A 24,950-nucleotide genomic window follows, 5' to 3' on the forward strand; every position below is an offset into this window, starting at 1 on the left:
AGCATAAACTCCGTGTCCCGGTGGCCCAAGCCTCGCCCGGTCCGGCGCGAATCTCCGCTGCGGCGAACCAATGGCCGCGCCGCGGGTCTTTTGTGGATTGACGCACGGATGGCCAACGGCTGCCTCGCCCGCGCTGGCGAGGGGCGGCGGCCCATCCCTTGATGGAGAGGATCGACATGCTTTTCGCCCGAATCATCCTGCTGGTTCAGGCCGTGGTCATGGGGGGCGTGGGTCTGGCCTACTGGCTGCGGCCCTACGAGATGGCCAACCTGAACGGCATGCTGCTGATGGAGGCGGTTTCGGCGAGCAATACCCGCGTCTACTACGGCGGGTTGCAGCTGGGCCTGGCGCTGTTCCTGCTGTGGTCGACCCGGCGCCCGGAGCGGCTGCGCAGCGCCCTGGTGCTGCTGGTCACCATGCAGACGGCGCTGGTGCTGGCGCGCCTGGGCGCGCTGTGGCTGGATGGCGGCGCCCTGCAGAGCCTGGACCTCGGCGCCTTGGCCTACAAGCTGGGCAGCGCGCTGCTGGCGCTGCTCGCCCTGTACCGGCTGAAGCCCGAATCCGAGGTGCCGTCCGTGCCGCCCTCGCCGGCGGAGCTGCCCCGAAGCGCGTTCGACGACGACGTCGAGCATCTGCCGCGCCGCCGCCAGGAGCCGTCGATCGACCTGCGCGGCGATCCGCCGGGGGACTGAATTCAGCGCCGCTCCAGCAGCACCCCGGCTTCCATGTGATGGGTGTAGGGGAACTGGTCGAACAGTGCGCAGCGCACGATACGGTGCGTGTCGTGGAGCTGGGCGAGGTTCGCCGCGAGAGTTTCCGGGTTGCAGGAAATGTAGAGGATGCGCTCGAAGCGCCGGGTCAGCTCGCAGGTGTCCGGGTCCATGCCGGCGCGCGGCGGGTCGACGAACACGCTGCCGAAGTCATAGCCCTTCAGGTCGATGCCGGCCAGCCGGCGGAACGGGCGCACCTCGTTGAGCGCTTGGGTCAGCTCCTCGGCGGACAGGCGCACCAGGGTCACGTTGTCCACGCCGTTGCCTTCCAGGTTGGCCAGCGCGGCGTACACCGAGGTCTTGCTGATCTCGGTGGCCAGTACCCGGCGCACGCGGGTCGCCAGCGGCAGGGTGAAGTTGCCGTTGCCGCAGTACAGTTCCAGCAGGTCGTCGTCGCGCTCGCCGAGCGCCTCGAAGGCCCAGTTCAGCATCTTCCGGCAGACCGCGCCGTTGGGCTGGGTGAAGGCGCCCTCCGGCTGGCGGTAGCGGAAGCGCCGTCCGGCCACCTCCAGTTCCTCTTCCACGTAGTCGCGGCCGACGACGATCCGCTGGCCCCGCGAGCGGCCGACGATGCTCGCCCCCAGCTCCGCGGCGAGCTGCTCGGCGGCGGTCTGCCAGAGGGCGTCCAGCGGGCGGTGGTAGCACAGGGTGATCAGCGCGTCGCCGGCCAGGGTGGTGAGGAACTCCACCTGGAACAGCTTGAAGGCGAGCGCCGCGCTGTTCCGCCAGGCGGCCTTCAGCGCCGGCATCAGCCGGTTGATGCGCTCGCCGGCGATGGGGAAGTCGTCGAGAAGGATCGGCGTGTGCTTGTCGCCGGGAGCGAACATCGCGTAATGGCGCTCCTCGCCCTCGCGCCACAGACGGAATTCGGCGCGCAGGCGGTAGTGCTCGCGGGGCGAGTCGAAGACCTCCGGTTCGGGGGCGGCGAAGGGCGCCAGCAGTTCGGCCAGGCGCGCCTTCTTCCCGGCCAGCTGGGTGTCGTAGTGCGAGGGATCGAAGTGCGGGAGGCTCATGGGGGTACTCGTGGGTTGCGGGGGCGGATAGGCGCCTGATTGCGGCGACTGGTTTTCAGGGGGCTGCCGTAGGGTGGAAAACGCGCGCAGGGATTTTCCATCCGGCCTGGCGGGAAAGGCCTACGGCCGTTTTCCACCCTGCGGGGGTCGGCATCGACGTGGCAGGCGCGCCCGATCCGTTCGGAATATGGCTCATGCGTTGAACCAGCCCAGTTTGACCACGAACAGCCCGGCGAGGATCAACAGCGCGGGGTTCAGCTCGTGGCGGCGGCCGGCGCAGAGCTTGATCGCGCTCCAGGCGATGAAGCCGAAGGCGATGCCGTTGGCGATCGAGTAGGTCAGCGGCATCGCCAGGGCGGTGACCAGCACCGGCGCGGCGGTGGTCAGGTCGCTCCAGTCGACTTCGGCGAGCGAGGAAACCATCAGTACGGCGACGAACAGCAGCACCGGCGCGGTGGCGAAGGGCGGAATGCTGGCGGCCAGCGGGGCGAAGAACAGGCTGAGCAGAAACAGCACGGCGACGGTGCAGGCGGTCAGCCCGGTGCGCCCGCCGGCGCTCACCCCGGCCGCGGACTCGATGTAGCTGGTGGTGGTCGAGGTACCGAGCAGCGCGCCGCCCAGGGCCGCGGCGCTGTCGGCGATGAGCGCGCGGCCGATCTTCGGCAGGCGGCCGTCCGGCGCCATCAGCCCGGCGCGGCGGGCTACCGCGATCAGGGTGCCGGAGTTGTCGAACACGTCGACGAACAGGAAGGCGAAGACCACGCTGAGCAGGCCGATTTCCAGCGCGCCGGCGATGTCCAGCTGGAGCAGGGTCGGCGCCAGCGACGGCGGTAGCGCCAGCACGCCGGCGAAGGGCGTGACGCCGAGACCGACGGCGGCGAGGGTCACGGCGAGGATGCCGAGCAGCACCGCGCCGGGCACCCGCCGCGCCTCCAGCACGACGATCAAGAGGAAGCCCAGCGCGGCGAGGATCGGCGGGGCCTCGGTCAGATCGCCGAGGGTCAGCAGGGTCACCGGATGGTCGACGACGATGCCGGCGTTCTGCAGGGCGATCAGCGCGAGGAACAGGCCGATGCCGGCGCCGATGGCCAGGCGCAGCTCCAGCGGGATGCTGTCGATGATCCACTCGCGGATGCGCAGCAGCGAGATCAGCAGGAACAGGCAGGCGGAGAGGAACACCGCGCCGAGCCCGACCTGCCAGCTGTGGCCCATCTGCAGCACCACGCCGTAGGTGAAGAAGGCGTTGAGGCCCATGCCGGGGGCCAGCGCGATCGGGTAGTTGGCGATCAGTCCCATCAGCGCCGAGCCGATCGCCGCGGCCAGGGCGGTGGCGACGAACACCGCACCCTTGTCCATGCCGGTCTCGGCGAGGATGCTCGGGTTGACGAAGAGGATGTAGGCCATGGTCAGGAAGGTGGTCAGGCCGGCCAGCAGCTCGGTACGCAGCGTGGTGCCGTGCGCCTCGAGTCGGAACAGCTTCTCCAGCATGCGGACCTCCGTCGATGCCCCGGCCGCGGGGGAGGGCTGGGCGGGATGCGCGCCGCGGCGCGAAAGGGCTGCGGATGATAGCAGCTCGGCGGAGCGGCGAAAATTTGCCGGGCGCCCAGGCGCTAGCACCCCTGGGCGGCGAGCCATGCCATGACGTGTTCCGCATCGCTGTCGGCGGGGTAGACGGGGTAGAACACCTTCTCGATCCTGCCGTCGCGGGCGATCAGCGTGAGCCGCCTGATCAGTTCCTGCCCGGCCACCGCGAAGGTGGGAAGCCGCAGTGCTCCGGCGAGGGCGAGCCGGGCGTCGCTCAACAGCGGAAACGGCAGGTGCAGCCGCTCGACGGCTTCCCGCTGGTACTCCGTATCCTGCGTGCTCAGGCCATAGACCGACGCGCCCAGGGCATGGAGTTCCGCATGATGGTCGCGGTAGGCACAGGACTGGGGCGTACAGCCACGGGCACCGGGTATCGCGTTCCATGCCTGCGTGCCGCCAAGCGGCTCCTGATCGGGTTTCCCTGTCCGCGGATAGCAATAGACGACGACCCAGGGCATTCCGACCCTAGAAAGATCCACGGCATCTCCGGAGGTCGCCTGCAAAGCGATCGGCGGAAGTCGCGCACCGGGAAGGTGGTCGCAGGCGCCATCGTCCGGTGGAACGGGCAGATCATCGGGAAGAGCGAGAAGGTTGTCCGAGCGCATGGTTACCGACTCCTTTGGCCATTGGGGACTCGGGCAGTCTCCCAGGATCTGCGGCCCGCTGCATCCGAGGCGTGCCTTTGCGCGGCTCGCAATCGGGTAGGGGCCGCTTTCGGCGACTGCAGGGGAGCTATGGCACCCAGCTCAGCGAGAGCAGGGCGCTGCGGCCTTCCTGGCGGTACTCGTGCTGGCTGATGCGGGTATAGAAGGGGGTGTCCGGTCGCTTGTAGAGGGCCTGCGAATAGTCCTTGTCGAGCAGGTTGTCGATCTTGACCTGCCATTTCAGCGTGCCGCTCATCTGCCAGCTGCCGCGCAGGCCGAGCAGGGCGTAGCCGGATACTTCATGCTGGTTGGCGTCGTCGTCGTAGCGGCTGGATACCGCCTGCCAGCCGAGGCCGACGGCGAAGGTGCCGAACTGGCGGTCGAGGTCCAGGCTCAGGTTGCGCTTGGCCCGGCGCGGCAGGGTGTGGCCGGTGGCGCGGTCGCGCGGGTCGACCAGGCTGGCGGCCAGCGCGGCCCGCCAGCCGAGGAGGGTGCGCGCCAGGCTCAGTTCCAGGCCCTGCAGGCGTGCCTTGGCGATGTTCTCCGGGCGGTTGAAGAGTTGCCCCGGCCGGCCGGTCACGACGATCAGGTCGTCCACCTCGGTGCGGTAGGCGGAGAGACTCCATTGGGTCGAGCGGTGTTCGCCGCGCAGCGCGATCTCGTAGCTTTTCGAGCGTTCCGCCGAGAGGTCGGGGTTGCCGCGGTAGAAGGGGGTGGGCGGAACGTAGAGCTCGCTGAAGGTCGGGGCATGGAAGCCTTCGGCGTAGCTCAGGGCCAGTCGGGTCGCCGGCGCCACGTCCAGGCCCAGCGCCGCGCTCCAGCTGTCTTCGCTGCCGAAGCGCTGGTTGTCGTCGTGGCGCAGGCCGACTTCGGCGCTGAAGCCCTCGCCCCGGTAGCTGTGGCGGAGGAAGGCCGCGCGGTTCCAGCGCCGGCTTTCGGCGTAGTCGAGATCGCTGCCCAAGCGCTCCTCGTACCACTCGGCGCCGAGCAGCAGCTGCCGGCGGTCGTCGAGCCGGAGGGTGTTGAACCAGACCAGCGAGTCCCGGTAGGTGTTGAAGCTGTAGTTGTTGAGCGCATTGAGGTCGTTGCGGTTTTCGCTCTTGTTCTCGAAGTGGCCGAGCTCCAGGCGGCTGGTCCAGTCGTCCGTGGGGCGGGCCTCGAGATGGGCGGCGGCGCTGCTGACGCTGAAGCGCTCGTAGGCGTCGCCGGGCCTGAAGTTGTAGACGTCGTCGAGCTCGCTTTCGCCGCGCTGGTCGAGCAGGTTCAGTCCGGCTTCGAGGCCATCGCCGAAACGGTGCGCCAGGGTCAGGTCGAGGGCCCGGCGGCGAAAGCCGTCATGGTCGGCGTCGTGTCCGCGATCGTCGGAACTGCGGTCGAATCCCTGACTCTCCACCTGGCTGGCGCCGAGGTCGAAGCGGGTCTGGCCGTCGCCGCCGGACAGCCCCAGCTCGCGCTCGAAGCTGCCCTGGCTGCCGGCCGCCAGGCGCAGGCGGGGCTGGCCGCGGCGGGTGGTGATCCGGATCAGCCCGCCGATCGCATCGGCACCGTACTGGCTGGCCTGCGGGCCACGGATCACCTCGATCCGCTCGATCCGTCCGGGGTCGAGAAACTCCAGGCGGGCCAGGCCGCTGGCGGCGGCATTGATGCGCACCCCGTCGACCAGCACCAGGGTCTGGCCGGGATTGGCGCCGCGGATGAACGCGCCGGTCAGCGTGCCGCGCCCGCCGGCCTGGACCATGAAGACGCCGGGCACCCGGTTCAGCAGCTCCGGCACGCTCTGCACCTGCAGGCGCTCGATATCGTCGCGGTTGAATACCGTGGCGGCGGCGCTCGACGGCCCCGCGGACTCGGGCAACTGCCGGGAGGCAACGACCTGGGCCGGCAGGTAGACCTGCGGGGCGTCGGCCGCTTCGGCGGCAAGGGCGCCGCCGGGCGGCAGGAGCACCGCCAGGGCGAGGCGGGAAAGCTTCATTCCGCGCCTGCGCCGGCGGTTTCTCACCCGACGTCCCTGTCCGGCCCGTTCAGTCCAGCAGCGTCAGGCGCTGGCGCACCGCCGCCTCGATGCCGGCGGCATCGAGGCCGCATTCGGCGAGCATTTCCGCAGGCTTGGCGTGCTCCACGTAGTAGTCCGGCAGGCCCAGGTGGAGGATCGGCTTGACGATGTTCTCGGCGGCGAGGAATTCCGCCACCGCGCTGCCGGCGCCGCCCATGATGCTGTTCTCCTCGACGGTCACCAGGAGCTCGTGGCCGGCGGCCAGTTCGCGCACCAGGGCGTCGTCCAGCGGCTTGACGAAGCGCATGTCGGCCACCGTGGCGTCCAGCGTCTCGGCCACCTGGAGCGCCTCGGCCAGTTGTACGCCGAACACCAGCAGCGCCACCTTGCGGCCCTGGCGGCGCAGCACGCCCCGGCCGATCGGCAGCGGCTCCAGGCCCGGCTCGAGGGGCGCGTTCGGGCCGCTGCCGCGCGGGTAGCGCACCGCCGCGGGGCCGTCGAACAGGTAGCCGGTGGTGAGCATCCGGCGCAGCTCGTTCTCGTCGCTGGGGGTCATCACCAGCATGCCGGGGATGCAGCGCAGGTAGGAGAGGTCGAAGCTGCCGGCGTGGGTCGGGCCGTCCTCGCCGACCAGGCCGGCGCGGTCGATGGCGAACAGCACGTCGAGGTTCTGCACCGCGACGTCATGGATCAGCTGGTCGTAGGCGCGCTGCAGGAAGGTCGAGTAGATCGCCACCACCGGCTTGGCACCGTCGCAGGCCATGCCGGCGGCGAGGGTCACGGCGTGCTGCTCGGCGATGGCGACGTCGAAGTAGCGCTCCGGGAAGCGCCGGCTGAAGTCCACCAGATCCGAGCCTTCCTTCATCGCCGGGGTGATCCCGGCCAGCCGCGGGTCGGCGGCGGCCATGTCGCACAGCCAGCGACCGAAGACGCTGGAGTACTTGGGCCCCTTGGGCTTCTTCGGCTCGCTGCCTTCCGGCTCCAGCTTGGTGATCGCGTGGTAGCCGATGGGGTCGGCTTCGGCCGGGGCGAAGCCCTTGCCCTTCTTGGTCACCACGTGGAGGAACTGCGGGCCCTTGAGGTCGCGCATCTTGCGCAGGGTGGCGAGCAGGATCGGCAGGTCGTGGCCGTCGATCGGGCCGATGTAGTTCCAGCCGAGCTCCTCGAACAGGGTGCCGGGCACCAGCATGCCCTTGGCGTGCTCCTCGGTGCGCCGGGCGATTTCCCAGGCGCCGGGGATGCGCGAGAGGATGTTCTTGCTGCCCTCGCGCATGCTCGCGTAGGTGCGGCTGGAAAGGATCTTGGCCAGGTAGTTGGAGAGCCCGCCGACGTTGTTGGAGATCGACATGTCGTTGTCGTTGAGCACCACCAGCATGTCGGCGCTGACTTCGGATGCATGGTTGAGCGCCTCGAAGGCCATCCCGGCGGTCAGCGCGCCGTCGCCGATCACCGCGATGCACTTGCGCCGCTCGCCCTTCATCCGCGCGGCGATGGCCATGCCCAGCGCCGCGCCGATGGAGGTGCTGGAGTGGCCGACGCCGAAGGTGTCGTAGGGGCTTTCCGAGCGGCGCGGGAAGGCGGCGATGCCGTTCTTATGGCGCAGGCTGAGCATGCGTTCGCGGCGTCCGGTGAGGATCTTGTGGGGGTAGGCCTGGTGGCCGACGTCCCACACCAGACGGTCTTCGGGGGTATTGAAGACGTAGTGCAGGGCGATGGTCAGCTCGATCACGCCGAGCCCGGCCCCGAAGTGCCCGCCGGTCTGGCCGACCGTATAGAGCAGATCCTGGCGCAGTTCGTTGGCCAGCACTTCCAGCTCCGCCTCGCCGAGCTGGCGCAGCCGGTCGGGCGTCGCGGCGCGGTCCAACAGGGGAGTGGCGGGGCGCACGCGGGGAATCTCGTGGAAAGTCTTGGGCATCGTGATCGTTATGCGGGAGGTAAAAAGAGGCGGCATTCTACCCGATCGCGGCGACGTCTAGATATTCGTCGGCAGCGATCAGGCTCGTTCGATGGTAGCAGGGAGCGCCGGGGCGCGCTCAATGGCGCCGCTCGACGATGTAGCGGGCCAGGGCGCGCAGCGGTTCGGCGCCGGCGTCGAAGGGTTCGAGGGCGGCGAGGGCCTGGTCGCGCAGGGCCAGGGCATAGGCCTTGGCCGCGTCGAGGCCGAGCAGCGCCGGGTAGGTCGGCTTGTCGTTGGCCTGGTCCTTGCCTTGGGTCTTGCCGAGGGTCGCGGTGTCGCTTTCCACGTCGAGGATGTCGTCCTGCACCTGGAAGGCCAGGCCGATGGCCCGGGCATAGGCGGCGAGCGCGGCCAAGCTGCCTTCGTCGGCCCGGCCGCTGGCCAGGGCGCCGAGGCGCACGCTGGCCTCGATCAGCGCGCCGGTCTTGTGCCGGTGCATGGTTTCCAGGGCCTTCTGGTCGAGCTGGCGGCCGACCGCCTCGAGATCGATGGCCTGGCCGCCGACCATGCCGGCGGGACCGGCGGCCCAGGCCAGGGTGCGGGACATCTCCAAGCGCAGCTCGGCATCCTGGGGATTGCGCCGGGCATCGGCGAGCACCTCGAAGGCCAGCGCCTGCAGGCCGTCGCCGGCGAGGATCGCGCAGGCTTCGTCGAAGGCCTTGTGGGTGGTCGGCTGGCCGCGGCGGAGGTCGTCGTCGTCCATCGCCGGGAGGTCGTCGTGGACCAGCGAGTAGGCGTGGATCAGCTCCACCGCGCAGGCGGCGCCTTCGGCCCGCTCCGGCGTGCCGCCGAGGGCTTCGCAGGCGGCGTAGACCAACAGCGGGCGGACCCGCTTGCCGCCGTTGACGACGCTGTAGCGCATCGCCCGGTAGAGCCGCTGCAGTTCGTCGCGCGGGGCTTGCAGGAGGTTTTCCAGGGCGGCGTCGACGCGCGCCTGGCACTGCTTCTGATAGGTTGCGATCATGCTTGGGAATCCGCGTCGAAGGGGACGTGCTCAAGGGTGCCGCCGCGCGCCAGGAGGATCTGCACCTTCTGCTCGGCCTGGCTCAGCGCTGCCTGGCAGTCGCGGGTCAGGCGGATGCCCTGCTCGAAGCAGGTCAGGGAGTCCTCCAGCGACAGGTCGCCGCCCTCCAGGCGCTCGACCAACTGCTGCAGTTCGGCGAGGGAGCTTTCGAAATCGACGGCGGCTTTCTTGCGGGCCATGGAGGGGGAACCTGTGTCGGCGGTACTTCTAAAAATCGCCGCGACACTAGCAGAGCCGGGGCAGGGCGGCAAACGCTAAAGCCGGTGCAGGGCCGCCGGGCGAATGGCCGGCCGTTTCAGTGGTCCTGCGGCAGCAGGCTGCGCGGTGCGTCCTGGCTCCAGCCGCGCTCGATGGCGGCGGCCGTTTGCGGGCGGCAATAGTAGTAGCCCTGCAGGCTGGGACAGCCGTTGCGGCGCAGGAAGGCAGCCTGGCGCTCGTTGCTCACCCCTTCGGCCACCACGTGCAGGCCGAGGTGCCTGGCCATGGTCAGGATGCCGCGCACCAGGGCCACCGAATGCTCGCTTTCCGGCAGGCCGGCGACGAACTGGCGGTCGATCTTGATGCCGTCGAAGGGGAACTGCTGCAGGTAGGTCAGCGAGGCATAGCCGGTGCCGAAGTCGTCCAGCAGCAGCGGCAGGCCGGCGGCCTTGAGGCGGGCCAAGGCCCGTTGGACTTCCTGGCCGGCATCGAGCAGGGCGCTTTCGGTGATTTCCAGCTCGAGCAGTCCGGGCGGGAGCTGTTCCTCCGCGAGGATACCCAGCAGGCTGCCGGCCAGGTCGGCTTGGCGGAAGTCCAGCGGCGACAGGTTGACCGCGATGCGCAGGGGGTGGCCCTGCTCGGCCCAGCGGCGGGCCTGGCGACAGGCTTCGCGGAACACCCAGCGGGTGGTCTCGATGATCATCCCGGTTTCTTCCAGCACCGGGATGAATTCGCCCGGCAGCACCAGCCCGCGACGCGGCGAGTTCCAGCGCAGCAGGGCCTCCATGACCTGGGGGCGGCCCTGCTCGTCGACCTGGGCCTGGTAGTGGAGGACGAATTCCCGCTGGTCCAGGGCGTGGCGCAGCTCCTGCTCCAGCTGCAGGCGGTGCTCGGCGGCCTCGCCGAGCGGGTGGCTGTAGACGGCCAGGCGGTTGCGGCCGGCATCCTTGGCTGCGTGGAGCGCCAGATCGGCCTGCTTGAGCAGTTCGGTAGCGCTACCCTGGCCATCGAAGCCGGCGATGCCGATGCTGGGGGTGACGAAGCATTCGTACTGGCCGATCTGCAAGGGGGCCTTGAAGCCGTGCAGCAGGGTTTCGGCCAGCTTCCGGGCCTGCCCCGCGCTGCGCTCCTCCAGCAGCAGGAGAAATTCGTCGCCGCCGAAGCGCGCCACCAAGACCTGCTTGGGGGCCAATCGGGTCAGGCGCCGGGCGATCTCCACCAGCAGGCGATCGCCGACCTCGTGGCCGAGGGTGTTGTTGATCCGTTTGAAGTGGTCGATGTCGAGAAACAGCAGGCTCAGCGGAGCGTTGGCGGCGAGCAGCCGTTCCAGGTGCTGGATCAGGCCGTGGCGGTTGGCCAGGTGGGTCAGTGGGTCGAAATGGGCGAGAAAGCGCAGGCGCTGCTCGGCCTGCAGGCGTTCGCCGATGTCGCGCAGCAGGAGCAGGTAGTGCCGGGCGCCGTCGCGGGTGAAGGGGGTCCAAGTGACCTCCAGCGGCAGCTCCCGGCCCCGGTACAGGCCGCTCAGTTCCACCGGGGTATTGGCCGGCGCGCGCAGCAGACGCTTCAGCGCATCGCCTTTGAGCGGGCGCTCCCGCGGGCGCCTGCCCAGCAGATCCTCCGGGGCGCAGCCGAACAGCGCCGCCGCCGCCGGGTTGACCTGCTGCGTCCGCAGCTTGCCGTCGAGCACCAGCATGCCGACCGGCGAGCTGTCGAACAGCTCGCGCATCAGCTGCGCGCTGTCCCGCAGGGCCTGCCGGCGTTCGTGCAGCTGGCCCATCATCTGGCTGACGGTCTCGGCCAACTGGCCGATCTCGTCGTGGCCGTCGACCGCCGCCGACTGCGGCTGCTGGTCGGCGGCGAAGCGCCGGGTGGCCCGGTCGATGTGCGCCAGGCGGCGGACGATCAGGTGGTGGTAGAGGTGGTTGAGGAGCAGTCCGAGCAGCAGCAGCAGCGCCAGGACCTGGCCGAGGTAGAGCCAGGCGTCGAGGTGGGTCCGGCTGAGCAGCGGGCTGAGGTCGAGGTCGACCAGCAGCGCCTCGCCGCTCTCGCCGCTGGGCTGGCGCGCCTGCGCCTGGTCGAGCGGGAGGATGGCCAGATAGTGCTGCCCGGCGCGCTCCAGCCAGGTGGGATGTCCGCTGGCCAGTTGCGCCTGCACCTGCTCGGCGGTGATGCCGAGCTGCCGGGGGGCAAGGCCCAGGCGGGTGGTCGCCAGCACCTGCAGTTGCGGATCGGCGACCATGGCCCAGCGGATACCCTGCAGGCTGGCGAAATCGGCCAGCGCGGTTTCCAGTTCCGCCTGGCGGCCGTGGCGCAGGTGGTCGCTCAGGGTGCTCTGCAGCAGTACGAGGAGCTGGTTGGTGTGGCTGCGCCAGGCATGCAGTTCCTTGTCGATGCTGCGCGGCAGGTACAGGGTGGTCTGCAGCAGGGTGAAGAGCAGTGCGAAGAGGCCGAGCAGCAGCGGCAGGGATGTGCGCAGGGACAGCCGGGAGAGGTGGGTCAGCATCCGTAGTCCCCGCAGCTGGCGAGCAGTTCCTGTGGTCTGGCCGGTCGAGGCGGCAGACGGTGTTCGACCTTGTAGCGATCGAGTCGTTCGCTGCCGCGCAGCAGGCGGCCGTCCTCCCGCATCTGCCGGTTGAGGGCGGGATCGCCCGGCACCAGCCCGGCAAGGGTGTCCTGCAGGGCCTCGTACCTCGGCGCTTTCAGGTGCTCGCGCCGTCCGGCGACGACGCGCTGGCGGTCGACCACCCGCACGCCGGCCGGCTCCATCTTGCAGGCCAGCAGGCCCAGGGGTATCAGCGCCAACAGGAGGATGCGCATCCTGTCACTCCAACCAGGGAAACGACACGTTAGCGAAAGTGCATGGCAGCGGGAATCGCGGCGCTTTAAAAAGTTGCCTCGATTCAATAAACGGCCGGCAAGAAGGGGCGAAAGTTGTCGGGATCCGCACGGCGCGCTCCCGTCTCTCCTGGCCGCCTGTCGATCCGGCCGTGGGTGTCGTCTAGCCGACAGACAGGGCCGCTCCGGCTTCGATACCGTTTCCGCCAGTTCAGCCCGGCCTGGCAAGGCGCGTCTCCCGTTTCGGGGTGTCGACGGTCAGGCTGGCGCTCGCGCCATGACGAAATCCATCGACCGGCATTCAGGAGCCACCGACATGAGAACACGCGATTACCTGCCCCTGCTGGCCCTGGGCCTTCTGCCCGGAGCCGCCTTCGCCCACCCCGGCCATGGCGAGAGCGGCCTGCTCGCCGGCCTGGTGCACCCCTTCGGCGGTGCGGATCACCTGCTGGCGATGCTGGCCGTCGGCATCTGGGCGGCGTTGCAGCCGCGTGCCCTGAAGTTCGCCGTGCCGGGCGCTTTCCTTGCCGCCCTGCTGGGCGGCTTCCTGCTGGGCACGGGCGGCGTCGCTCTGCCGCGGGTGGAAACCGGCATGGCCCTCTCGGTGCTGCTGCTGGGACTGCTCATCGCCTGCGCCGCACGTCTGCCGGCTGCCGTCTCGCTGGCCCTGGCCGGTACCTTCGCGCTGTTTCACGGCTACGCCCACGGCGTCGAGGCCCGCGGCAGCCTGGTCGCCTTCGCCGGCGGCTTCCTCGGCGCCAGCCTGACGCTGCACCTGGGCGGCGGCCTGCTCGCCACGGCCGTCCAGCGGCGTCTGCCTCTGCTGGCCCGCGGCATCGGCGCGGTCATCGCGGCCAGCGGCGCGCTGATGATGATCTGAGGGGATTCCTGAAAAACGCTATCGAGTGCGGCGGCGGGAAAACCGCCGCCGCAGAAAAGGAGGTTTACGTTGAGAGTTCACTGTCACGACCGGATATGGCCGGCGCAGGCAAGACTGGCGCGCCTCGGGGCGCAGGAGTGAAGCCGATGTCCAGAACCATCTTTACCGTGGTCGAGAAGTGCGTCGCCTGCAAATCCTGCGAAATCGCCTGCGCGGTCGAACATTCCCGGTCGAAAACCCTGGCCGGCGCCATCCTCGAGACGCCGCCCCCGCAGCGGCGGATCAGCGTGGAAGGCGTCGGCGCCTACAACTACCCGTCGCGCTGCCAGCACTGCGCCGATGCCGCCTGCATCACCGCCTGCCCGACCGGCGCGATGCAGCGCGACGGCGGCACCGACAAGGTGTTTTCCGACCACGACAAGTGCATCGGCTGCTGGATGTGCGTGGTCGTCTGCCCGTTCGGCGGGGTGACCGCCGATCCGGTCGGCAAGAAGGCCGTGAAGTGCGACGGCTGCCCCGAGCGCACCGCCAGGGGCGAGGCGCCGGCCTGCGTGGCGGCCTGCCCGACCGACACTCTGCTCTACCTCACGCCGGAAGAATTCGCGGCGCAGCGCCGCCAGGCGACGGCCAAGGCGGCCGTCTGCGGCGGCGAGAGCGCAACCCCCAACGGCATGGACATCCTGCGATCCTTGAAGAGAACCCATTGACATGGACAACACCATTCTTCCCGTCATCGAGACGGCCCTGCTCAAGGTCGCCCACGACAAAGGCTTCGCCACCGCCCGCGACCGCCTGGAGGTGATGAGCCCGCAGTGCGGCTTCGGCGAGCTGGGCACCTGCTGCCGCATCTGCTACATGGGTCCGTGCCGCATCGACCCCTTCGGCAACGGCCCGAAAACCGGCGTGTGCGGCCTGAGCCCCGACGCCATGGTCGCCCGCAACCTGCTGCGCGACACCGTGGGCGGCACCGCCTCCCACGTCGGCCACGCCCGCCACGTGCTCTTGACCCTGCGCGACGCGCTGAACGGCAAGGCCCCCTACCAGATCAAGGGCGTGTCCAAGGTGATGGCGCTGGCCAAGACCTTCGGCGTGCCGACCGAAGGCCGCGAGGTCAACGACATCTGCCGCGATCTGGTGAACATCGCCCTGGAGGATTTCGGCCGCCAGGACGAACTGCCGAACAACTGGCTCAGCAAGCGCGCGCCGGCCGCGGAGCAGGCGCTGTGGAGCGATCTGGGGCTGATGTACTCCAACCCGCACAACGAGATCGAGACGGCGATGCACGCCACCTCGATGGGCAACGACGCCGACCCGGTCTCGCTGATGCTGCGGGTGCTGAAGATGAGCCTGATCGACGGCTGGACCGGCCTGACCCTGTGCGTCGACCTGCAGGACATCCTCTTCGGCGTGCCGGAGATCGCGGTGACCGAGGCCGCCGTCGGCGTGCTGGAGGAGAACAGCGTCAACCTCGCCGCCCACGGCCACAACCCGGTGCTCTCGGAAAAGATCCTCGAATGGGCCGAGAAGCTGGAGGGCGAAGCCCTCGCCGCCGGCGCCGAGCGGATCAACGTGGTCGGCGTGTGCTGCACCGGCAACGAGCTGAGCATGCGCCACGGCGTCAAGCTGGCCGCGCACAACTCGCAGACCGAGCTGATCCTCGCCACCGGCGCGGTCGATGCCATGGTGGTCGACATCCAGTGCATCTGGCCGCAGCTGGCGCAGGTCGCCAAGTGCTTCGACACCGCCTTCATCACCACCGACGCCATGGTCCGCATCCCCGACGCCCGGCACATCCCGTTCGAGCCGCACCACGCCGACGAGAGCGCCCGCGAGATCGTCCAGGCGGCCATCGAGGCCTTCCGCCGCCGGCGCGGCAAGCCGGTGGACATTCCCCAGCACAAGAGCACCGCGGTGGCCGGCCTGTCGGTGGAAGCGATCATCGACCTGCTGTCCAAACTGGATGCCGAGGACCCGCTCAAGCCGGTGATCGACAACGTCGCCAACGGCAACCTCTTCGGCTTCGTCGGGGTGGTCGGCTGTTCGAGCATCAAGTTCCGCGACAACGCCATGACCGAGGAGATGGTCAAGCACTTGCTGCGCCAGAACGTGCTGGTGCTGACCACCGGCTGCACCGCGCACATCTGCGCCCAGGACGGCCTGATGACCAGCGAGGCGACCTACCGCTACTGCGGCGACGGCCTCAAGGCGGTGCTCGAGGTGCTGGGCAAGGCCGCCGGCCTCGACGGCCCGCTGCCGCCGGTCTGGCACATGGGCGCCTGCGTCGACAACTCGCGCATCGTCGACCTGATGGTGGCGCTGGCCGAGCGCCTCGGCGTCAAGGTCGGCCAGCTGCCCGCGGTGGGTTCGGCGCCGGAGCTGGTGCAGGAGAAGGCCGTGTCCATCGGCGGCTCCTTCCTGGCGCTCGGGGTGTCCTGCCATATCGCCCCGGCGCCGCGCATCCTCGGCGGCCCGATGGTCACCAAGCTGCTCACCGAGGACCTGCAGGAGCTGACCGGCGCCGTGGTGCGGGTGGAGCTGGAACCCAAGGGCGCCGCCGACTGGATGGTCGCGCATATCGCCGAGAAACGCGCGGCGCTCGGGATCTGAGGGAGGCGGGATGAAGATCGTCATCATCGGCAACGGTCCGGCGGCGGTTTCTGCCGCCGAAACCCTCCGCCAGCAGGACCGGGACTGCGAGATCGTCATGCTCTCCCGGGAGAGCGTGCCTTTCTATTCCCCCTGTCCTCTGGCGGAGTATGTGGAGGGCAGCGTCCCGAAAGCGCATCTCTTTCTGCGCGACCGGGACTTCTATGCCAGAACCGGGATCGATATCCGCTACGCTCGCCCGGTGACGCGGATCGAGCCGCAGGCCCGGCAGGTCTGGGCGGAAGGCGAGGCCGTCGCCTACGACCGGCTGCTGATCGCCTCCGGCTCCCGGGCGTTCGTCCCGCCGGTGCCCGGCCTCGCCGGCACCCGCGGGGTGTTCGAGCTGAAAACCCTGGGCGATGCCGAGGCCATTCTGGAGCGGATCGGAATCGCCCGGCGCGCGGTAGTGATCGGTTCCGGCTTCATCGGCCTGGAAGCCGTGCAGGCGCTGGTCCGCCGGGGGCTCGAGGTGACCCTGCTGGAAGCCCGGGAGCAGGTGCTGCCGGCGATGCTGGACGGCGAAATGGCCGCCCTCGTCGAGCGGCGGCTGGTCGAGCACGGCGTGCAGGTCCGTACCGGCTGCGGCGCCGAACGGATTCTCGAAGGCGCCGACGGCGTGCGCGCCGTGCTGGCCGGCGGCGTCGAAATCCCCTGCGAGCTGGTGATCTGCGCCGCCGGGGTACACGCCGACCTGTCGATCCTCGAGGGCAGCGGCATTGCCGCCAATCGGGGCATTCTGGTCGATAAGCGGATGCGCACCAGCGTCGAAGGCGTGTTCGCCGCCGGCGACGTCATCGAGCGCCCGGACGCGCCGGAAAAGCACCGGATCGTGCCCAACTGGCCGAACGCGGTCTCCACCGGCCGGATCGCCGCGTGGAACATGCTGGGAGTTGTCAGACGCCATCCCGGGCTGGAAGCGGTCAACGTGGTGCGGGTCTTCGACCTGCCGATCGCCTCGTTCGGGGTACAGACGGGCGATAGCTGCCTGCGCTGGCAGGACGGCCGCGGCGCGGTGCGCAAGGTCCTGCTCAAGGAGGGGCGGCTGGCCGGCGGCCAGCTGATCGGCGAGATCAACGGCACCGGCGTGCTGCACGAGATGATGAAGAAAGGCACCGCCGTCGAGCGCTTCGGGACGCATCTGGCGCATCCCGGCTTCGGTTACATCCACACCCTGGAACCCCTGAGGGCAGTCAAATGGGCCTGAAAATCGCCATCAGCGGCAAGGGCGGGGTCGGCAAGACGACCCTGACCGGCCTGCTCGCTCACCACTACGCCAAACAGGGCCGCCGGGTCCTGGCCATCGACGCCGACCCCTCGCCCTGCCTGGGGCCGGCGCTGGGCTTCTCCGAGTCGGCGCTGCTCGATCTGCTGCCGATCTCCGAAATGGCCGAGCTGATCGCCGAACGCACCGGCAGCGATCCGCGCGGCGGCAGCGGCGGGATGTTCAAGCTCAACCCGCGGGTCTCCGACATCCCCGAGCGCTTCTCGGCGAGCCTCGGCAACATCCGCCTGCTGCTGCTCGGCGCCGTGCAGCAGGGCGGCTCGGGCTGCATCTGCCCGGCCAGCACCCTGCTCAAGCAGCTGGTCCGGCACGTGCTGCTGGAGCGCGACGAGGTGATCCTGCTCGATCTGTACGCGGGCGTCGAACACCTCGGCCGCGGCACCGCCGAGGCCGTCGACGTCATGCTGGCGGTGGCCGAGCCGACCAACCGCAGCATGCGTACCGTCCGGCAGGTGCAGGTGCTGGCCCGGGACATCGGCATCGAGAAACTACTGCTGGTCGGCAACAAGGCGGGCGGCCCCGATGACCGGGCGTTCTTTCAGAGCGCGGCTGGCAGCTTGCCGCTGGCCGGCTGCCTGGAGATGTCGCCGGCGGCGATGGCCGCCGACCGCTCCGGCGCGCCGCTGTACGAACTGTCGCCCGAGCTGGCCCGGGAAGTCGCCTCGATTGCCGAAGCCATCGAGCGCCTGGCCCGAGCCGGCGAACCTGCCTAGAGGAGCAAACGAGCATGTGCGAGAACTGCAATTGCGGAACCGCGTCCAGCGGCCATGTCCATGTCGCGCCGGGACAGGCCTTCGAGCACGAGCATGAGCACATCCATGCCGACGGCACGGTGCACACCCATGTCCATTTCCATCTGGCGCCCCATGGGCCGGGAGCCGTTCACCACCATTCCCACTCCCATCGGAGCGACACGACCCAGTGACGGGCACCTCGCCCAATCCTATGGGAGCAGGGCTGCTCGCCAAGCCGGCATCCGGCCGGCAACTCGAGTACGCGCCGCTGGCAACGCGGGCAGCCCTCGCGGGATGGACGACTTCGCCGGTTGGCAGCGAGCGCCCGGCCCGCAGGCCGGATATAAGACGGCTCCTGCCCGCTTGCTTCGGTAAGCTCTTGCCATGACCCAGAACGACCATGGCCTCGCTGCGGTGTTTGCAATAGTGCGTTCACACGGAATCAGGCTGTTGGGAAACTAACTCTCAAATTCGCTACAAGTATCTTTGCCACAAGCAAGAGCGCTCTGGCTAGACTTTCGGTCTACTGCAGCGGCAGTAGGCTGTTAGTAAGTACTGAAAAGGAAATTTTTCTGGATTCTCGTTGCCCTTGGCCGCGCAAGCCCACGTGATTCATGGGCTTGCGCGGGCATGCATCGAGAAAATATCGGATTATTTTTCTTCACGTACTTAGTGGAAAGATTATTCACCGCGAATAAATTCTAGGGAGAGTGTGGAAATGCTTAGCCAGATCCTTCAAAACATCGTCAGTGACAAAAGTATCAACCTCGGCATCGATGTCGGTCCTAAAGGCTCCAGCACATCGGTCGACCTTGCCGTCGATACCCACTCCGGCACGTCGGTCGACCTCGCCGTCGACACCGACTCTCAATGCTCCAGCGTGTCGGTCGACGTCGCCGTCGATACCTGCTCTCCAGACGCCGCTACGTCGGTTGGCATTGAAGTCACCGGAGTGAGTCATTCGGTGGCTGTGGACGTGGCTGTTTAAGATCCGGCCATTTAAAGTTCTTTTCAAGCTCTTTGCGTGAACTCCCCCGACAATAGATCGGGGCGAGCAAGGCGATAGGGGATGCCGTTCTGGCGTAATTCGAGAGTTCGCTGGCAGTCTACGATTCCGGTCTTGATCAGATAACCGAACAACTCGTCGGCGAGGGCGAATAGCACTGTCACGTTGTCGATGTACGGCACGACCGAAAGTGCGCCGCGCGAGTATGGAAGAACTCATGCGGCGAGACGTCCAGGCATCGGAGCGCACATCACCCCTTCCCAAGCCGTGAAGGCTTGGGTGCGTGCCTCTCGTTTCTCTTGTGCGTTCGTTCGGTAGCTGTAGTGCATGAACAGGTTGGCGACCTGAGGGTGGACCGAAGCAAATCGTGGCAACTGGCGCGCCGATTTGAAGCAGCGCATTACTGCATTACTTTCTCGCGTACCCGGGGTAGTTGGTGCGAACTCTCCGCCCGGTCGTTCAATCCCTTTCACGCGGCGTTCAGAATGAAAAAAGCCGGCTCGCGGCCGGCTTCTTCGGAGGGGCTTGGCTTACTTCTGGTAAGCCGCGACCGCCTTGAGAATCTCGGCGCGCGCCGCTTCGGCGTTGCCCCAGCCCTCGACTTTCACCCACTTGCCCTTCTCGAGGTCCTTGTAGTTCTCGAAGAAGTGCTTGATCTGCTCCAGCAGCAGTGCCGGCAGGTCGGTGTATTCCTTGATGTCCTGGTAGAGGACGGTCAGCTTGTCGTGCGGTACGGCGATCAGCTTGGCGTCGCCGCCGCCTTCGTCGGTCATGTGCAGCACGCCGACCGGGCGGGCGCGGATGACCGAGCCGGGGGCGACGGGGTAGGGGGTCACTACCAGCACGTCCAGCGGGTCGCCGTCGTCGGCCAGGGTGTTGGGGATGTAGCCGTAGTTGGCCGGGTAGAACATCGGGGTGGCCATGAAGCGGTCGACGAACAGGCAGTCGCTGTCCTTGTCGATCTCGTACTTGATCGGCGCGTGGTTGGCCGGGATCTCGATCGCGACGTAGATGTCGTTCGGCAGGTCTTTGCCCGCGGGGATCTTGCTGTAGCTCATGGACTGACTCTCAGGGAAGGCCAAAAAGTGGCGGGGATTATAGGTAGATTCCCGTGCGCTTGCCATGACGGCCGGCTCAGCTCTTGGTCGCTGGCTGGGCCGCCGCACGGTACTGGGGATCTTCGACCTGCAGGCGGCGCAATCGTGCCAGCGGGTCCTGCCGGTAGAAGGCCGCCAATTGGTCGTAGACCGCCGGGTAGGCCTCGACGAGCAGGTCGGGGGCGCTGAAGAAGTACTCGCTGGTCACCGCGAAGAACTCCGCCGGGTCCTCGGCGGCGTAGGGGTCGATCGGCGTCTCGGCGTCGGGGTCGGTCTCCAGGCGGGCGTCGAGGTCGTCGTAGGCGGCCTGCAGGGCGGCGGCCCAGTCCTGCACGCGCATGTCGGCGTGCAGCGGCGGCAGGCCGTCGGCCTCGCCGTTGAGCATGTCCAGCTTGTGCGCCAGCTCGTGGATCGCCAGGTTGTAGCCGTCCCACTCGCCGCTGGCCGCGACGCCCGGCCAGGCGAGGATCACCGGCCCCTGGTGCCAGGCTTCGCCGCTGCGCTCGGCGTCCCACTCGTGGACCACCCCGGCGGCGTCGCGGTGCTTCTGCGGGCTGAGGAAGTCGTCGGGATACAGCACCAGTTCGTGGAAGCCCCGGTACCAGTCGAACTCCGGCAGGTTGAGCAGCGGCAGCTCGGCCTGGGCGGCCAGGCGTAGACGGGCAAAGCCGTCCAGTTCGACGCCGGGCAGCGCGGTGAGCCGCTTGGCGTGCAGGAAGAGCACGCAGCGCTCGCGCAGCCGTTCGGTTTCCTCGGCGCTCAGGCCGTCGAGAATCGGCAGGCTGCCCAGCACCTCGCGCCAGAGTTGGGGATCGACCGCCAGGCGGGCGAGGATGCGCCGGCGGCGCCAGGCGCGCAGTGACCACATCGGCAAAGGCTCCAGAGCACGGAGGGTTCACCTTAAGGGCGGCGCGGCCGGGGGGCAAGCGTGGGGCGGGAAAGGCCTGCGCCGGGGTGGGCGCAGGCCGGTGGCTCAGCCCGCGAGGTCGAGCACGATGCGTCCCTCGATCCGCCCCTCGTGCATGCGGGTGAAGATGTCGTTGATGTTTTCCAGGGGCTCGCTGGCGACCGTCGCCCGGACCTTGCCCTGGCCGGCGAAGTCCAGCGCTTCCTGCAGGTCCAGGCGGGTGCCGACGATGGAGCCGCGCACCGTGGTGCCGTTGAGCACCATGTCGAAGATCGACAGGCTGAACTCGCCCGGCGGCAGGCCGTTGAGGACCACGGTGCCGCCGCGGCGGGTCATGCCGAGGGCCTGCTCGAAGGCCTTCGACGAGACGGCGGTGACCAGCACCCCGTGCACACCGCCGATTTCCTTCTGCAGGAAGGCCGCCGGGTCCTGCTGGCGGGCATTGACGGTGAGGCTGGCGCCGAGCCGGCGGGCAAGCTCCAGCTTGGTGTCGTCTACATCCACGGCGGCGACGTTCAGGCCCATGGCCCGGGCGTACTGCACGGCCATGTGGCCGAGGCCGCCGACCCCGGAGATCGCCGCCCACTGGCCGGGGCGGGTGGCGGTCATCTTCAGGCCCTTGTAGACGGTCACCCCGGCGCAGAGGATGGGAGCGATCTCGACGAAGCCGACGTTGTCCGGCAGGCGGCCGACGTATTCGGCGTCGGCCAGGCTGTATTCGGCGAAGCCGCCGTTCACCGAGTAGCCGGTGTTGCTCTGGGCGTGGCAGAGGGTTTCCCAGCCGCCCAGGCAGTGCTCGCAGTGGCCGCAGGCGGAGTGCAGCCAGGGCACGCCGACCCGGTCGCCTTCCTTGATGTGGGTGACGCCGGCGCCCACGGCGACCACCTGGCCGACGCCTTCGTGGCCGGGGATGAAGGGGGGCTTGGGCTTGACCGGCCAGTCGCCCTCGGCGGCGTGCAGGTCGGTGTGGCAGACGCCGCAGGCGGCGATCTTCACCAGCAGTTGGCCGGGGCCGGGGCTGGGCACCGGCACTTCGCGGATCTCCAGCGGTTTGCCGAACGCATGGACGACGGCCGCTTTCATCGTCTTGGCCATGATCTATCCCTCATCGGATGAGGCGGGTGGGACCGTTCAGTAAAGCCGGATTCGGCCGACTCGCCAGGACGGGGGGACGGACTGCAGGCGGCGGGCGAAACGAGCGCTCCCCGCCGCGGGAGGGGAGACCGTGGCAGGGAGCGCGCGTGGGGGTTGGCCCGGGCCGTCCGAAGCGGGGCGGCCGGCCCGGGCGATCCGCCGCCTTAGAAGGCGCTGCGGAAGATCTCTTCGATCTGCTGCTGGTCGGCCGGGCGTGGGTTGGTCAGGCCGCAGGCGTCCTTCAGGGCGTTGGCGGCGAGGACCGGGATGTCGTCGGCCTTGGCACCCAGCTCGCCGAGGCCGCCCGGGATGCCGATGTCCTTGGACAGGGTGCGGATCGCCGCGAGGGCGGCCTGGGCGCCCTGCTCGGCGCTCATGCCCTGGACGTTGACGCCCATGGACTTGGCGACGTCGCGCAGACGCTCCGGGCAGACGCTGGCGTTGAAGCTTTCCACGTGCGGCAGCAGGACGGCGTTGCAGACCCCGTGCGGCAGGTCGTAGAAGCCGCCCAGCTGGTGCGCCATGGCGTGCACGTAGCCCAGCGAGGCGTTGTTGAAGGCCATGCCGGCGAGGAACTGGGCGTAGGCCATGTTCTCGCGGGCGGTCATGTCGCTGCCGTTGGCCACCGCGTTGCGCAGGTTGGCGGAGATCAGCTCGACGGCCTTCAGGGCGCAGGCGTCGGTGATCGGCGTGGCGGCGGTGGAGACGTAGGCCTCGACGGCGTGGGTCAGGGCGTCCATGCCGGTGGCGGCGGTCAGGCCCTTGGGCATGGCGGCCATCAGCGAGGGGTCGTTGACCGAGAGCAGCGGGGTGACGTTGCGGTCGACGATGGCCATTTTCACGTGGCGGGCCTCGTCGGTGATGATGCAGAAGCGGGTCATCTCGCTGGCGGTGCCGGCGGTGGTGTTGATGGCGACCAGCGGCAGCTGCGGGCGGGCCGAGCGGTCGACGCCCTCGTACTCGCTGATGTGCCCGCCGTTGGCGGCGCACAGGGCGATGCCCTTGGCGCAGTCGTGGGGCGAGCCGCCGCCCAGGGAGATGACGAAGTCGCAGGCGCTGCTCTTGAGCAGGGTCAGGCCGTTCTCGACGTTGCTGACAGTGGGGTTGGGCTTGGCGCCGTCGTAGAGGACCGATTCGATGTCCTGCTGGGCCAGCAACTGGGAAACCCGGTCGGCCACGCCGGCTTTCGCCAGGCCGGCGTCGGTGACGATCAGCGCCTTGCGAAAGCCGTGGTTCTTGATCGCGCCCATGGCCTCGTCGAGGCTGCCGATGCCCATCATGTTCACTGCAGGGATGAAGAAGGTGCTGCTCATGGGGATTTCCTCTCTGTTGTTATCTTGTTTTTAGGCGACCTTGCACACCTGGTGGCTGCGGTGGACCTTCCCGGCACCCGCGCGGGTCGCGCACGCGGGCACCGGCGGGAAGGCACGTCCGTCGGCCAGGCTTTACCGTGATTCGGGCGAGGGTTCGCCCTGACCGTCTCGCTTGAACCCCGGCTCCTGGCGCAGGAGCCGGGGGTGCATCAGAAAAAGCCCAGCGGATTGATGTCGTAGCTGACCAGCAGGTTCTTGGTCTGCTGGTAGTGGTCGAGCATCATCTTGTGGGTTTCGCGGCCGACGCCGGACTTCTTGTAGCCACCGAAGGCGGCGTGCGCCGGGTACAGGTGGTAGCAGTTGGTCCATACGCGGCCGGCCTGGATTCCGCGGCCCATGCGGTAGGCGCGGTTGATGTCGCGGGTCCAGACGCCGGCGCCCAGGCCGAATTCGGTGTCGTTGGCAATCGCCAGGGCCTCGGCCTCGGTCTTGAAGGTGGTGACGCCGACCACCGGGCCGAAGATCTCCTCCTGGAACACGCGCATCTTGTTGTGGCCCTTGAGCAGGGTCGGCTGGATGTAGTAGCCGCTGGCCAGGCTGCCCTCGAGCTTCTCGGCGGCGCCGCCGGTCAGTACTTCGGCGCCCTCGCTGCGGGCGATCTCCAGGTAGGAGAGGATCTTCTCGAACTGCTGGCCGGAGGCCTGGGCGCCGACCATGGTCTCGGTGTCCAGCGGGTGGCCGCGCTTGATCTGGCTGACCTTCTTCATCACGACTTTCATGAAGTCGTCGTAGATGGATTCCTGGATCAGCGCGCGCGACGGGCAGGTGCACACTTCGCCCTGGTTGAAGAAGGCCAGCACCAGGCCTTCGGCGGCCTTCTCGATGAAGGCCGGCTCGGCCTGCATGATGTCCTCGAAGAAGATGTTCGGCGACTTGCCGCCCAGCTCGACGGTGCTCGGGATGATGTTTTCGGCGGCGCACTTGAGGATGTGCGCGCCCACCGGGGTGGAGCCGGTGAAGGCGATCTTGGCGATGCGCTTGCTGGTCGCCAGCGCCTCGCCGGCCTCGCGGCCGAAGCCGTGGACGACGTTCAGCACGCCCGGCGGCAGCAGGTCGCCGATCAGTTCGAGCAGCACGGTGATCGACAGCGGGGTCTGCTCGGCGGGCTTGAGCACGATGCAGTTGCCGGCGGCCAGGGCCGGAGCGAGCTTCCAGGCGGCCATCAGCAGCGGGAAGTTCCACGGGATGATCTGGCCGACCACGCCCAGCGGCTCGTGGAAGTGGTAGGCGACGGTGTTCTCGTTGATCTCGCCGGCGCTGCCTTCCTGGGCGCGGATGCAGCCGGCGTAGTAGCGGAAGTGGTCGGCGGACAGCGGCACGTCGGCGTTGAGGGTCTCGCGCACCGGCTTGCCGTTGTCCCAGGTTTCGGTGACGGCCAGCACTTCCAGGTTCTGCTCGATGCGGTCGGCGATCTTCAGCAGGACGGCGGCGCGCTCCTGTACCGACGTGCGGCCCCAGGCGCCGGCGGCGGCATGGGCCGCATCCAGGGCCTTCTCGATGTCCTCGGCGGTGGAGCGGGGGAATTCGGCGAATTCCTCGCCGGTGACCGGCGAGCTGTTGGTGAAGTACTGACCCTTCACCGGGGGCACGAACTGCCCGCCGATATAGTTGCCGTAACGGACCTTGAAGGAAACGATGGCGCCTTCACTACCGGGATGGGCGTATCGCATGGGGATTCTCCTGGTTCTTGTGATTCTTGGTTTTGTGGGGGTGCGCAAGTGCACATCTGCTAGAGGGAGTTGCAAGGGGTGGGCCAAGGTGCCGGAAGCCCAGTGCCTGCGCGGATTTGCCGCGGTTTGGCAGGTGTTCGCCGGGGATTCCTGTGGCGGGGCTGGGACAGGGGTGTGACAGTTTGTCCCGCACACTTGACAGT

At 68.6% G+C, this 24,950-nt stretch carries 22 protein-coding genes; 8 read left to right on the forward strand and 14 right to left on the reverse strand.

What is annotated here, in order from left to right:
- Positions 1-176 precede the first annotated feature (176 nt).
- On the forward strand, positions 177-692 hold the full coding sequence (locus BMY22_RS04345; protein WP_090619858.1) for a DUF4345 family protein: 516 nt from the start codon (positions 177-179) through the stop codon (positions 690-692).
- A 2-nt stretch (positions 693-694) separates the two neighbouring features.
- Here the strand turns inward: BMY22_RS04345 and trmA are convergent, their stop codons facing one another.
- The 9 genes from trmA to BMY22_RS04390 form a co-directional block, all read right to left on the reverse strand.
- A complete protein-coding gene (trmA, locus tag BMY22_RS04350) occupies positions 695-1,783 on the reverse strand; it encodes a tRNA (uridine(54)-C5)-methyltransferase TrmA (RefSeq protein ID WP_090619859.1) in 1,089 nt (362 codons plus the stop codon).
- Between the two features lie 192 nt (positions 1,784-1,975).
- Entirely contained in the window at positions 1,976-3,271 is a 1,296-nt protein-coding gene (locus BMY22_RS04355; RefSeq protein ID WP_090619861.1) for an NCS2 family permease, read from the reverse strand.
- A gap of 122 nt (positions 3,272-3,393) precedes the next feature.
- Positions 3,394-3,972 (reverse strand): peroxiredoxin, encoded by a 579-nt coding sequence (locus BMY22_RS04360; protein WP_090619862.1) that lies wholly within the window; start codon positions 3,970-3,972, stop codon positions 3,394-3,396.
- Positions 3,973-4,099: 127 nt separating this feature from the next.
- Positions 4,100-5,983: a TonB-dependent receptor domain-containing protein gene (locus BMY22_RS04365; protein ID WP_090619864.1), complete on the reverse strand. Its 1,884-nt coding sequence runs from the start codon at positions 5,981-5,983 to the stop codon at positions 4,100-4,102.
- 49 nt (positions 5,984-6,032) lie between these two features.
- On the reverse strand, positions 6,033-7,919 hold the full coding sequence (gene dxs / locus BMY22_RS04370; protein WP_090619865.1) for a 1-deoxy-D-xylulose-5-phosphate synthase: 1,887 nt from the start codon (positions 7,917-7,919) through the stop codon (positions 6,033-6,035).
- A 118-nt stretch (positions 7,920-8,037) separates the two neighbouring features.
- Positions 8,038-8,925, reverse strand: a complete 888-nt coding sequence (gene ispA, locus BMY22_RS04375; protein ID WP_090619867.1) for a (2E,6E)-farnesyl diphosphate synthase — start codon at positions 8,923-8,925, stop codon at positions 8,038-8,040.
- Positions 8,922-9,164: an exodeoxyribonuclease VII small subunit gene (locus BMY22_RS04380; RefSeq protein WP_090619868.1), complete on the reverse strand. Its 243-nt coding sequence runs from the start codon at positions 9,162-9,164 to the stop codon at positions 8,922-8,924. Before BMY22_RS04380 ends, ispA begins: the two co-directional genes overlap by 4 nt.
- A 116-nt stretch (positions 9,165-9,280) precedes the next feature.
- Complete coding sequence (locus BMY22_RS04385; RefSeq protein ID WP_090619870.1) at positions 9,281-11,686, reverse strand: putative bifunctional diguanylate cyclase/phosphodiesterase; 2,406 nt, start codon at positions 11,684-11,686, stop codon at positions 9,281-9,283.
- Positions 11,680-12,000 carry a hypothetical protein gene (locus tag BMY22_RS04390; RefSeq protein ID WP_090619871.1) on the reverse strand — a complete coding sequence of 107 codons (321 nt, stop codon included), beginning with the start codon at positions 11,998-12,000 and terminating at the stop codon, positions 11,680-11,682. Before BMY22_RS04390 ends, BMY22_RS04385 begins: the two co-directional genes overlap by 7 nt.
- Before the next feature lie 334 nt (positions 12,001-12,334).
- On the opposite strand from BMY22_RS04390, the gene BMY22_RS04395 reads away from it, so the two are divergent.
- The 7 genes from BMY22_RS04395 to BMY22_RS04425 all read left to right on the forward strand — a co-directional run bounded on the left by BMY22_RS04395 (position 12,335) and on the right by BMY22_RS04425 (position 18,548).
- Positions 12,335-12,898 (forward strand): HupE/UreJ family protein, encoded by a 564-nt coding sequence (locus BMY22_RS04395; protein ID WP_090619873.1) that lies wholly within the window; start codon positions 12,335-12,337, stop codon positions 12,896-12,898.
- A 146-nt stretch (positions 12,899-13,044) separates the two neighbouring features.
- Complete coding sequence (locus BMY22_RS04400; RefSeq protein ID WP_090619874.1) at positions 13,045-13,605, forward strand: 4Fe-4S dicluster domain-containing protein; 561 nt, start codon at positions 13,045-13,047, stop codon at positions 13,603-13,605.
- Position 13,606: 1 nt separating this feature from the next.
- Complete coding sequence (gene cooS / locus BMY22_RS04405) at positions 13,607-15,505, forward strand: anaerobic carbon-monoxide dehydrogenase catalytic subunit (RefSeq protein WP_090619876.1); 1,899 nt, start codon at positions 13,607-13,609, stop codon at positions 15,503-15,505.
- A gap of 10 nt (positions 15,506-15,515) precedes the next feature.
- The gene (locus BMY22_RS04410) at positions 15,516-16,748 is read left to right on the forward strand and encodes an NAD(P)/FAD-dependent oxidoreductase (RefSeq protein ID WP_090619877.1); all 1,233 of its coding nucleotides are present in this window, start codon (positions 15,516-15,518) and stop codon (positions 16,746-16,748) included.
- Positions 16,739-17,539, forward strand: a complete 801-nt coding sequence (locus BMY22_RS04415) for an ATP-binding protein (RefSeq protein ID WP_090619879.1) — start codon at positions 16,739-16,741, stop codon at positions 17,537-17,539. The genes BMY22_RS04410 and BMY22_RS04415 overlap by 10 nt, the downstream gene beginning before the upstream one ends.
- Positions 17,540-17,553: 14 nt before the next feature.
- Positions 17,554-17,751, forward strand: a complete 198-nt coding sequence (locus tag BMY22_RS04420; RefSeq protein ID WP_244158795.1) for a carbon monoxide dehydrogenase — start codon at positions 17,554-17,556, stop codon at positions 17,749-17,751.
- Between the two features lie 527 nt (positions 17,752-18,278).
- Positions 18,279-18,548: a hypothetical protein gene (locus tag BMY22_RS04425; RefSeq protein WP_090619881.1), complete on the forward strand. Its 270-nt coding sequence runs from the start codon at positions 18,279-18,281 to the stop codon at positions 18,546-18,548.
- Between the two features lie 548 nt (positions 18,549-19,096).
- Here the strand turns inward: BMY22_RS04425 and ppa are convergent.
- The 5 genes from ppa to exaC form a co-directional block, all read right to left on the reverse strand.
- Complete coding sequence (gene ppa, locus BMY22_RS04435) at positions 19,097-19,624, reverse strand: inorganic diphosphatase (protein ID WP_090619882.1); 528 nt, start codon at positions 19,622-19,624, stop codon at positions 19,097-19,099.
- 76 nt (positions 19,625-19,700) lie between these two features.
- Positions 19,701-20,531 (reverse strand): M90 family metallopeptidase, encoded by an 831-nt coding sequence (locus BMY22_RS04440; RefSeq protein ID WP_090619884.1) that lies wholly within the window; start codon positions 20,529-20,531, stop codon positions 19,701-19,703.
- Positions 20,532-20,636: 105 nt separating this feature from the next.
- Positions 20,637-21,665: an alcohol dehydrogenase AdhP gene (adhP, locus tag BMY22_RS04445; RefSeq protein ID WP_090619885.1), complete on the reverse strand. Its 1,029-nt coding sequence runs from the start codon at positions 21,663-21,665 to the stop codon at positions 20,637-20,639.
- 203 nt (positions 21,666-21,868) lie between these two features.
- Complete coding sequence (gene yiaY, locus BMY22_RS04450; RefSeq protein WP_090619887.1) at positions 21,869-23,017, reverse strand: L-threonine dehydrogenase; 1,149 nt, start codon at positions 23,015-23,017, stop codon at positions 21,869-21,871.
- A 209-nt stretch (positions 23,018-23,226) separates the two neighbouring features.
- Positions 23,227-24,747: an acetaldehyde dehydrogenase ExaC gene (gene exaC / locus BMY22_RS04455; RefSeq protein WP_090619888.1), complete on the reverse strand. Its 1,521-nt coding sequence runs from the start codon at positions 24,745-24,747 to the stop codon at positions 23,227-23,229.
- Positions 24,748-24,950 lie beyond the last annotated feature (203 nt).

The organism is Azotobacter beijerinckii, assembly GCF_900110885.1.
GTDB lineage: Bacteria > Pseudomonadota > Gammaproteobacteria > Pseudomonadales > Pseudomonadaceae > Azotobacter > Azotobacter beijerinckii.

Coding starts and splice junctions, on each gene's coding strand:
- BMY22_RS04345 (WP_090619858.1), top strand. CDS start 177: ATGCTTTTCGCCCGAATCATCCTGCTGGTTCAGGCCGTGGTCATGGGG.
- trmA (WP_090619859.1), bottom strand. CDS start 1,783: ATGAGCCTCCCGCACTTCGATCCCTCGCACTACGACACCCAGCTGGCC.
- BMY22_RS04355 (WP_090619861.1), bottom strand. CDS start 3,271: ATGCTGGAGAAGCTGTTCCGACTCGAGGCGCACGGCACCACGCTGCGT.
- BMY22_RS04360 (WP_090619862.1), bottom strand. CDS start 3,972: ATGCGCTCGGACAACCTTCTCGCTCTTCCCGATGATCTGCCCGTTCCA.
- BMY22_RS04365 (WP_090619864.1), bottom strand. CDS start 5,983: ATGAAGCTTTCCCGCCTCGCCCTGGCGGTGCTCCTGCCGCCCGGCGGC.
- dxs (WP_090619865.1), bottom strand. CDS start 7,919: ATGCCCAAGACTTTCCACGAGATTCCCCGCGTGCGCCCCGCCACTCCC.
- ispA (WP_090619867.1), bottom strand. CDS start 8,925: ATGATCGCAACCTATCAGAAGCAGTGCCAGGCGCGCGTCGACGCCGCC.
- BMY22_RS04380 (WP_090619868.1), bottom strand. CDS start 9,164: ATGGCCCGCAAGAAAGCCGCCGTCGATTTCGAAAGCTCCCTCGCCGAA.
- BMY22_RS04385 (WP_090619870.1), bottom strand. CDS start 11,686: ATGCTGACCCACCTCTCCCGGCTGTCCCTGCGCACATCCCTGCCGCTG.
- BMY22_RS04390 (WP_090619871.1), bottom strand. CDS start 12,000: ATGCGCATCCTCCTGTTGGCGCTGATACCCCTGGGCCTGCTGGCCTGC.
- BMY22_RS04395 (WP_090619873.1), top strand. CDS start 12,335: ATGAGAACACGCGATTACCTGCCCCTGCTGGCCCTGGGCCTTCTGCCC.
- BMY22_RS04400 (WP_090619874.1), top strand. CDS start 13,045: ATGTCCAGAACCATCTTTACCGTGGTCGAGAAGTGCGTCGCCTGCAAA.
- cooS (WP_090619876.1), top strand. CDS start 13,607: ATGGACAACACCATTCTTCCCGTCATCGAGACGGCCCTGCTCAAGGTC.
- BMY22_RS04410 (WP_090619877.1), top strand. CDS start 15,516: ATGAAGATCGTCATCATCGGCAACGGTCCGGCGGCGGTTTCTGCCGCC.
- BMY22_RS04415 (WP_090619879.1), top strand. CDS start 16,739: ATGGGCCTGAAAATCGCCATCAGCGGCAAGGGCGGGGTCGGCAAGACG.
- BMY22_RS04420 (WP_244158795.1), top strand. CDS start 17,554: ATGTGCGAGAACTGCAATTGCGGAACCGCGTCCAGCGGCCATGTCCAT.
- BMY22_RS04425 (WP_090619881.1), top strand. CDS start 18,279: ATGCTTAGCCAGATCCTTCAAAACATCGTCAGTGACAAAAGTATCAAC.
- ppa (WP_090619882.1), bottom strand. CDS start 19,624: ATGAGCTACAGCAAGATCCCCGCGGGCAAAGACCTGCCGAACGACATC.
- BMY22_RS04440 (WP_090619884.1), bottom strand. CDS start 20,531: ATGTGGTCACTGCGCGCCTGGCGCCGCCGGCGCATCCTCGCCCGCCTG.
- adhP (WP_090619885.1), bottom strand. CDS start 21,665: ATGGCCAAGACGATGAAAGCGGCCGTCGTCCATGCGTTCGGCAAACCG.
- yiaY (WP_090619887.1), bottom strand. CDS start 23,017: ATGAGCAGCACCTTCTTCATCCCTGCAGTGAACATGATGGGCATCGGC.
- exaC (WP_090619888.1), bottom strand. CDS start 24,747: ATGCGATACGCCCATCCCGGTAGTGAAGGCGCCATCGTTTCCTTCAAG.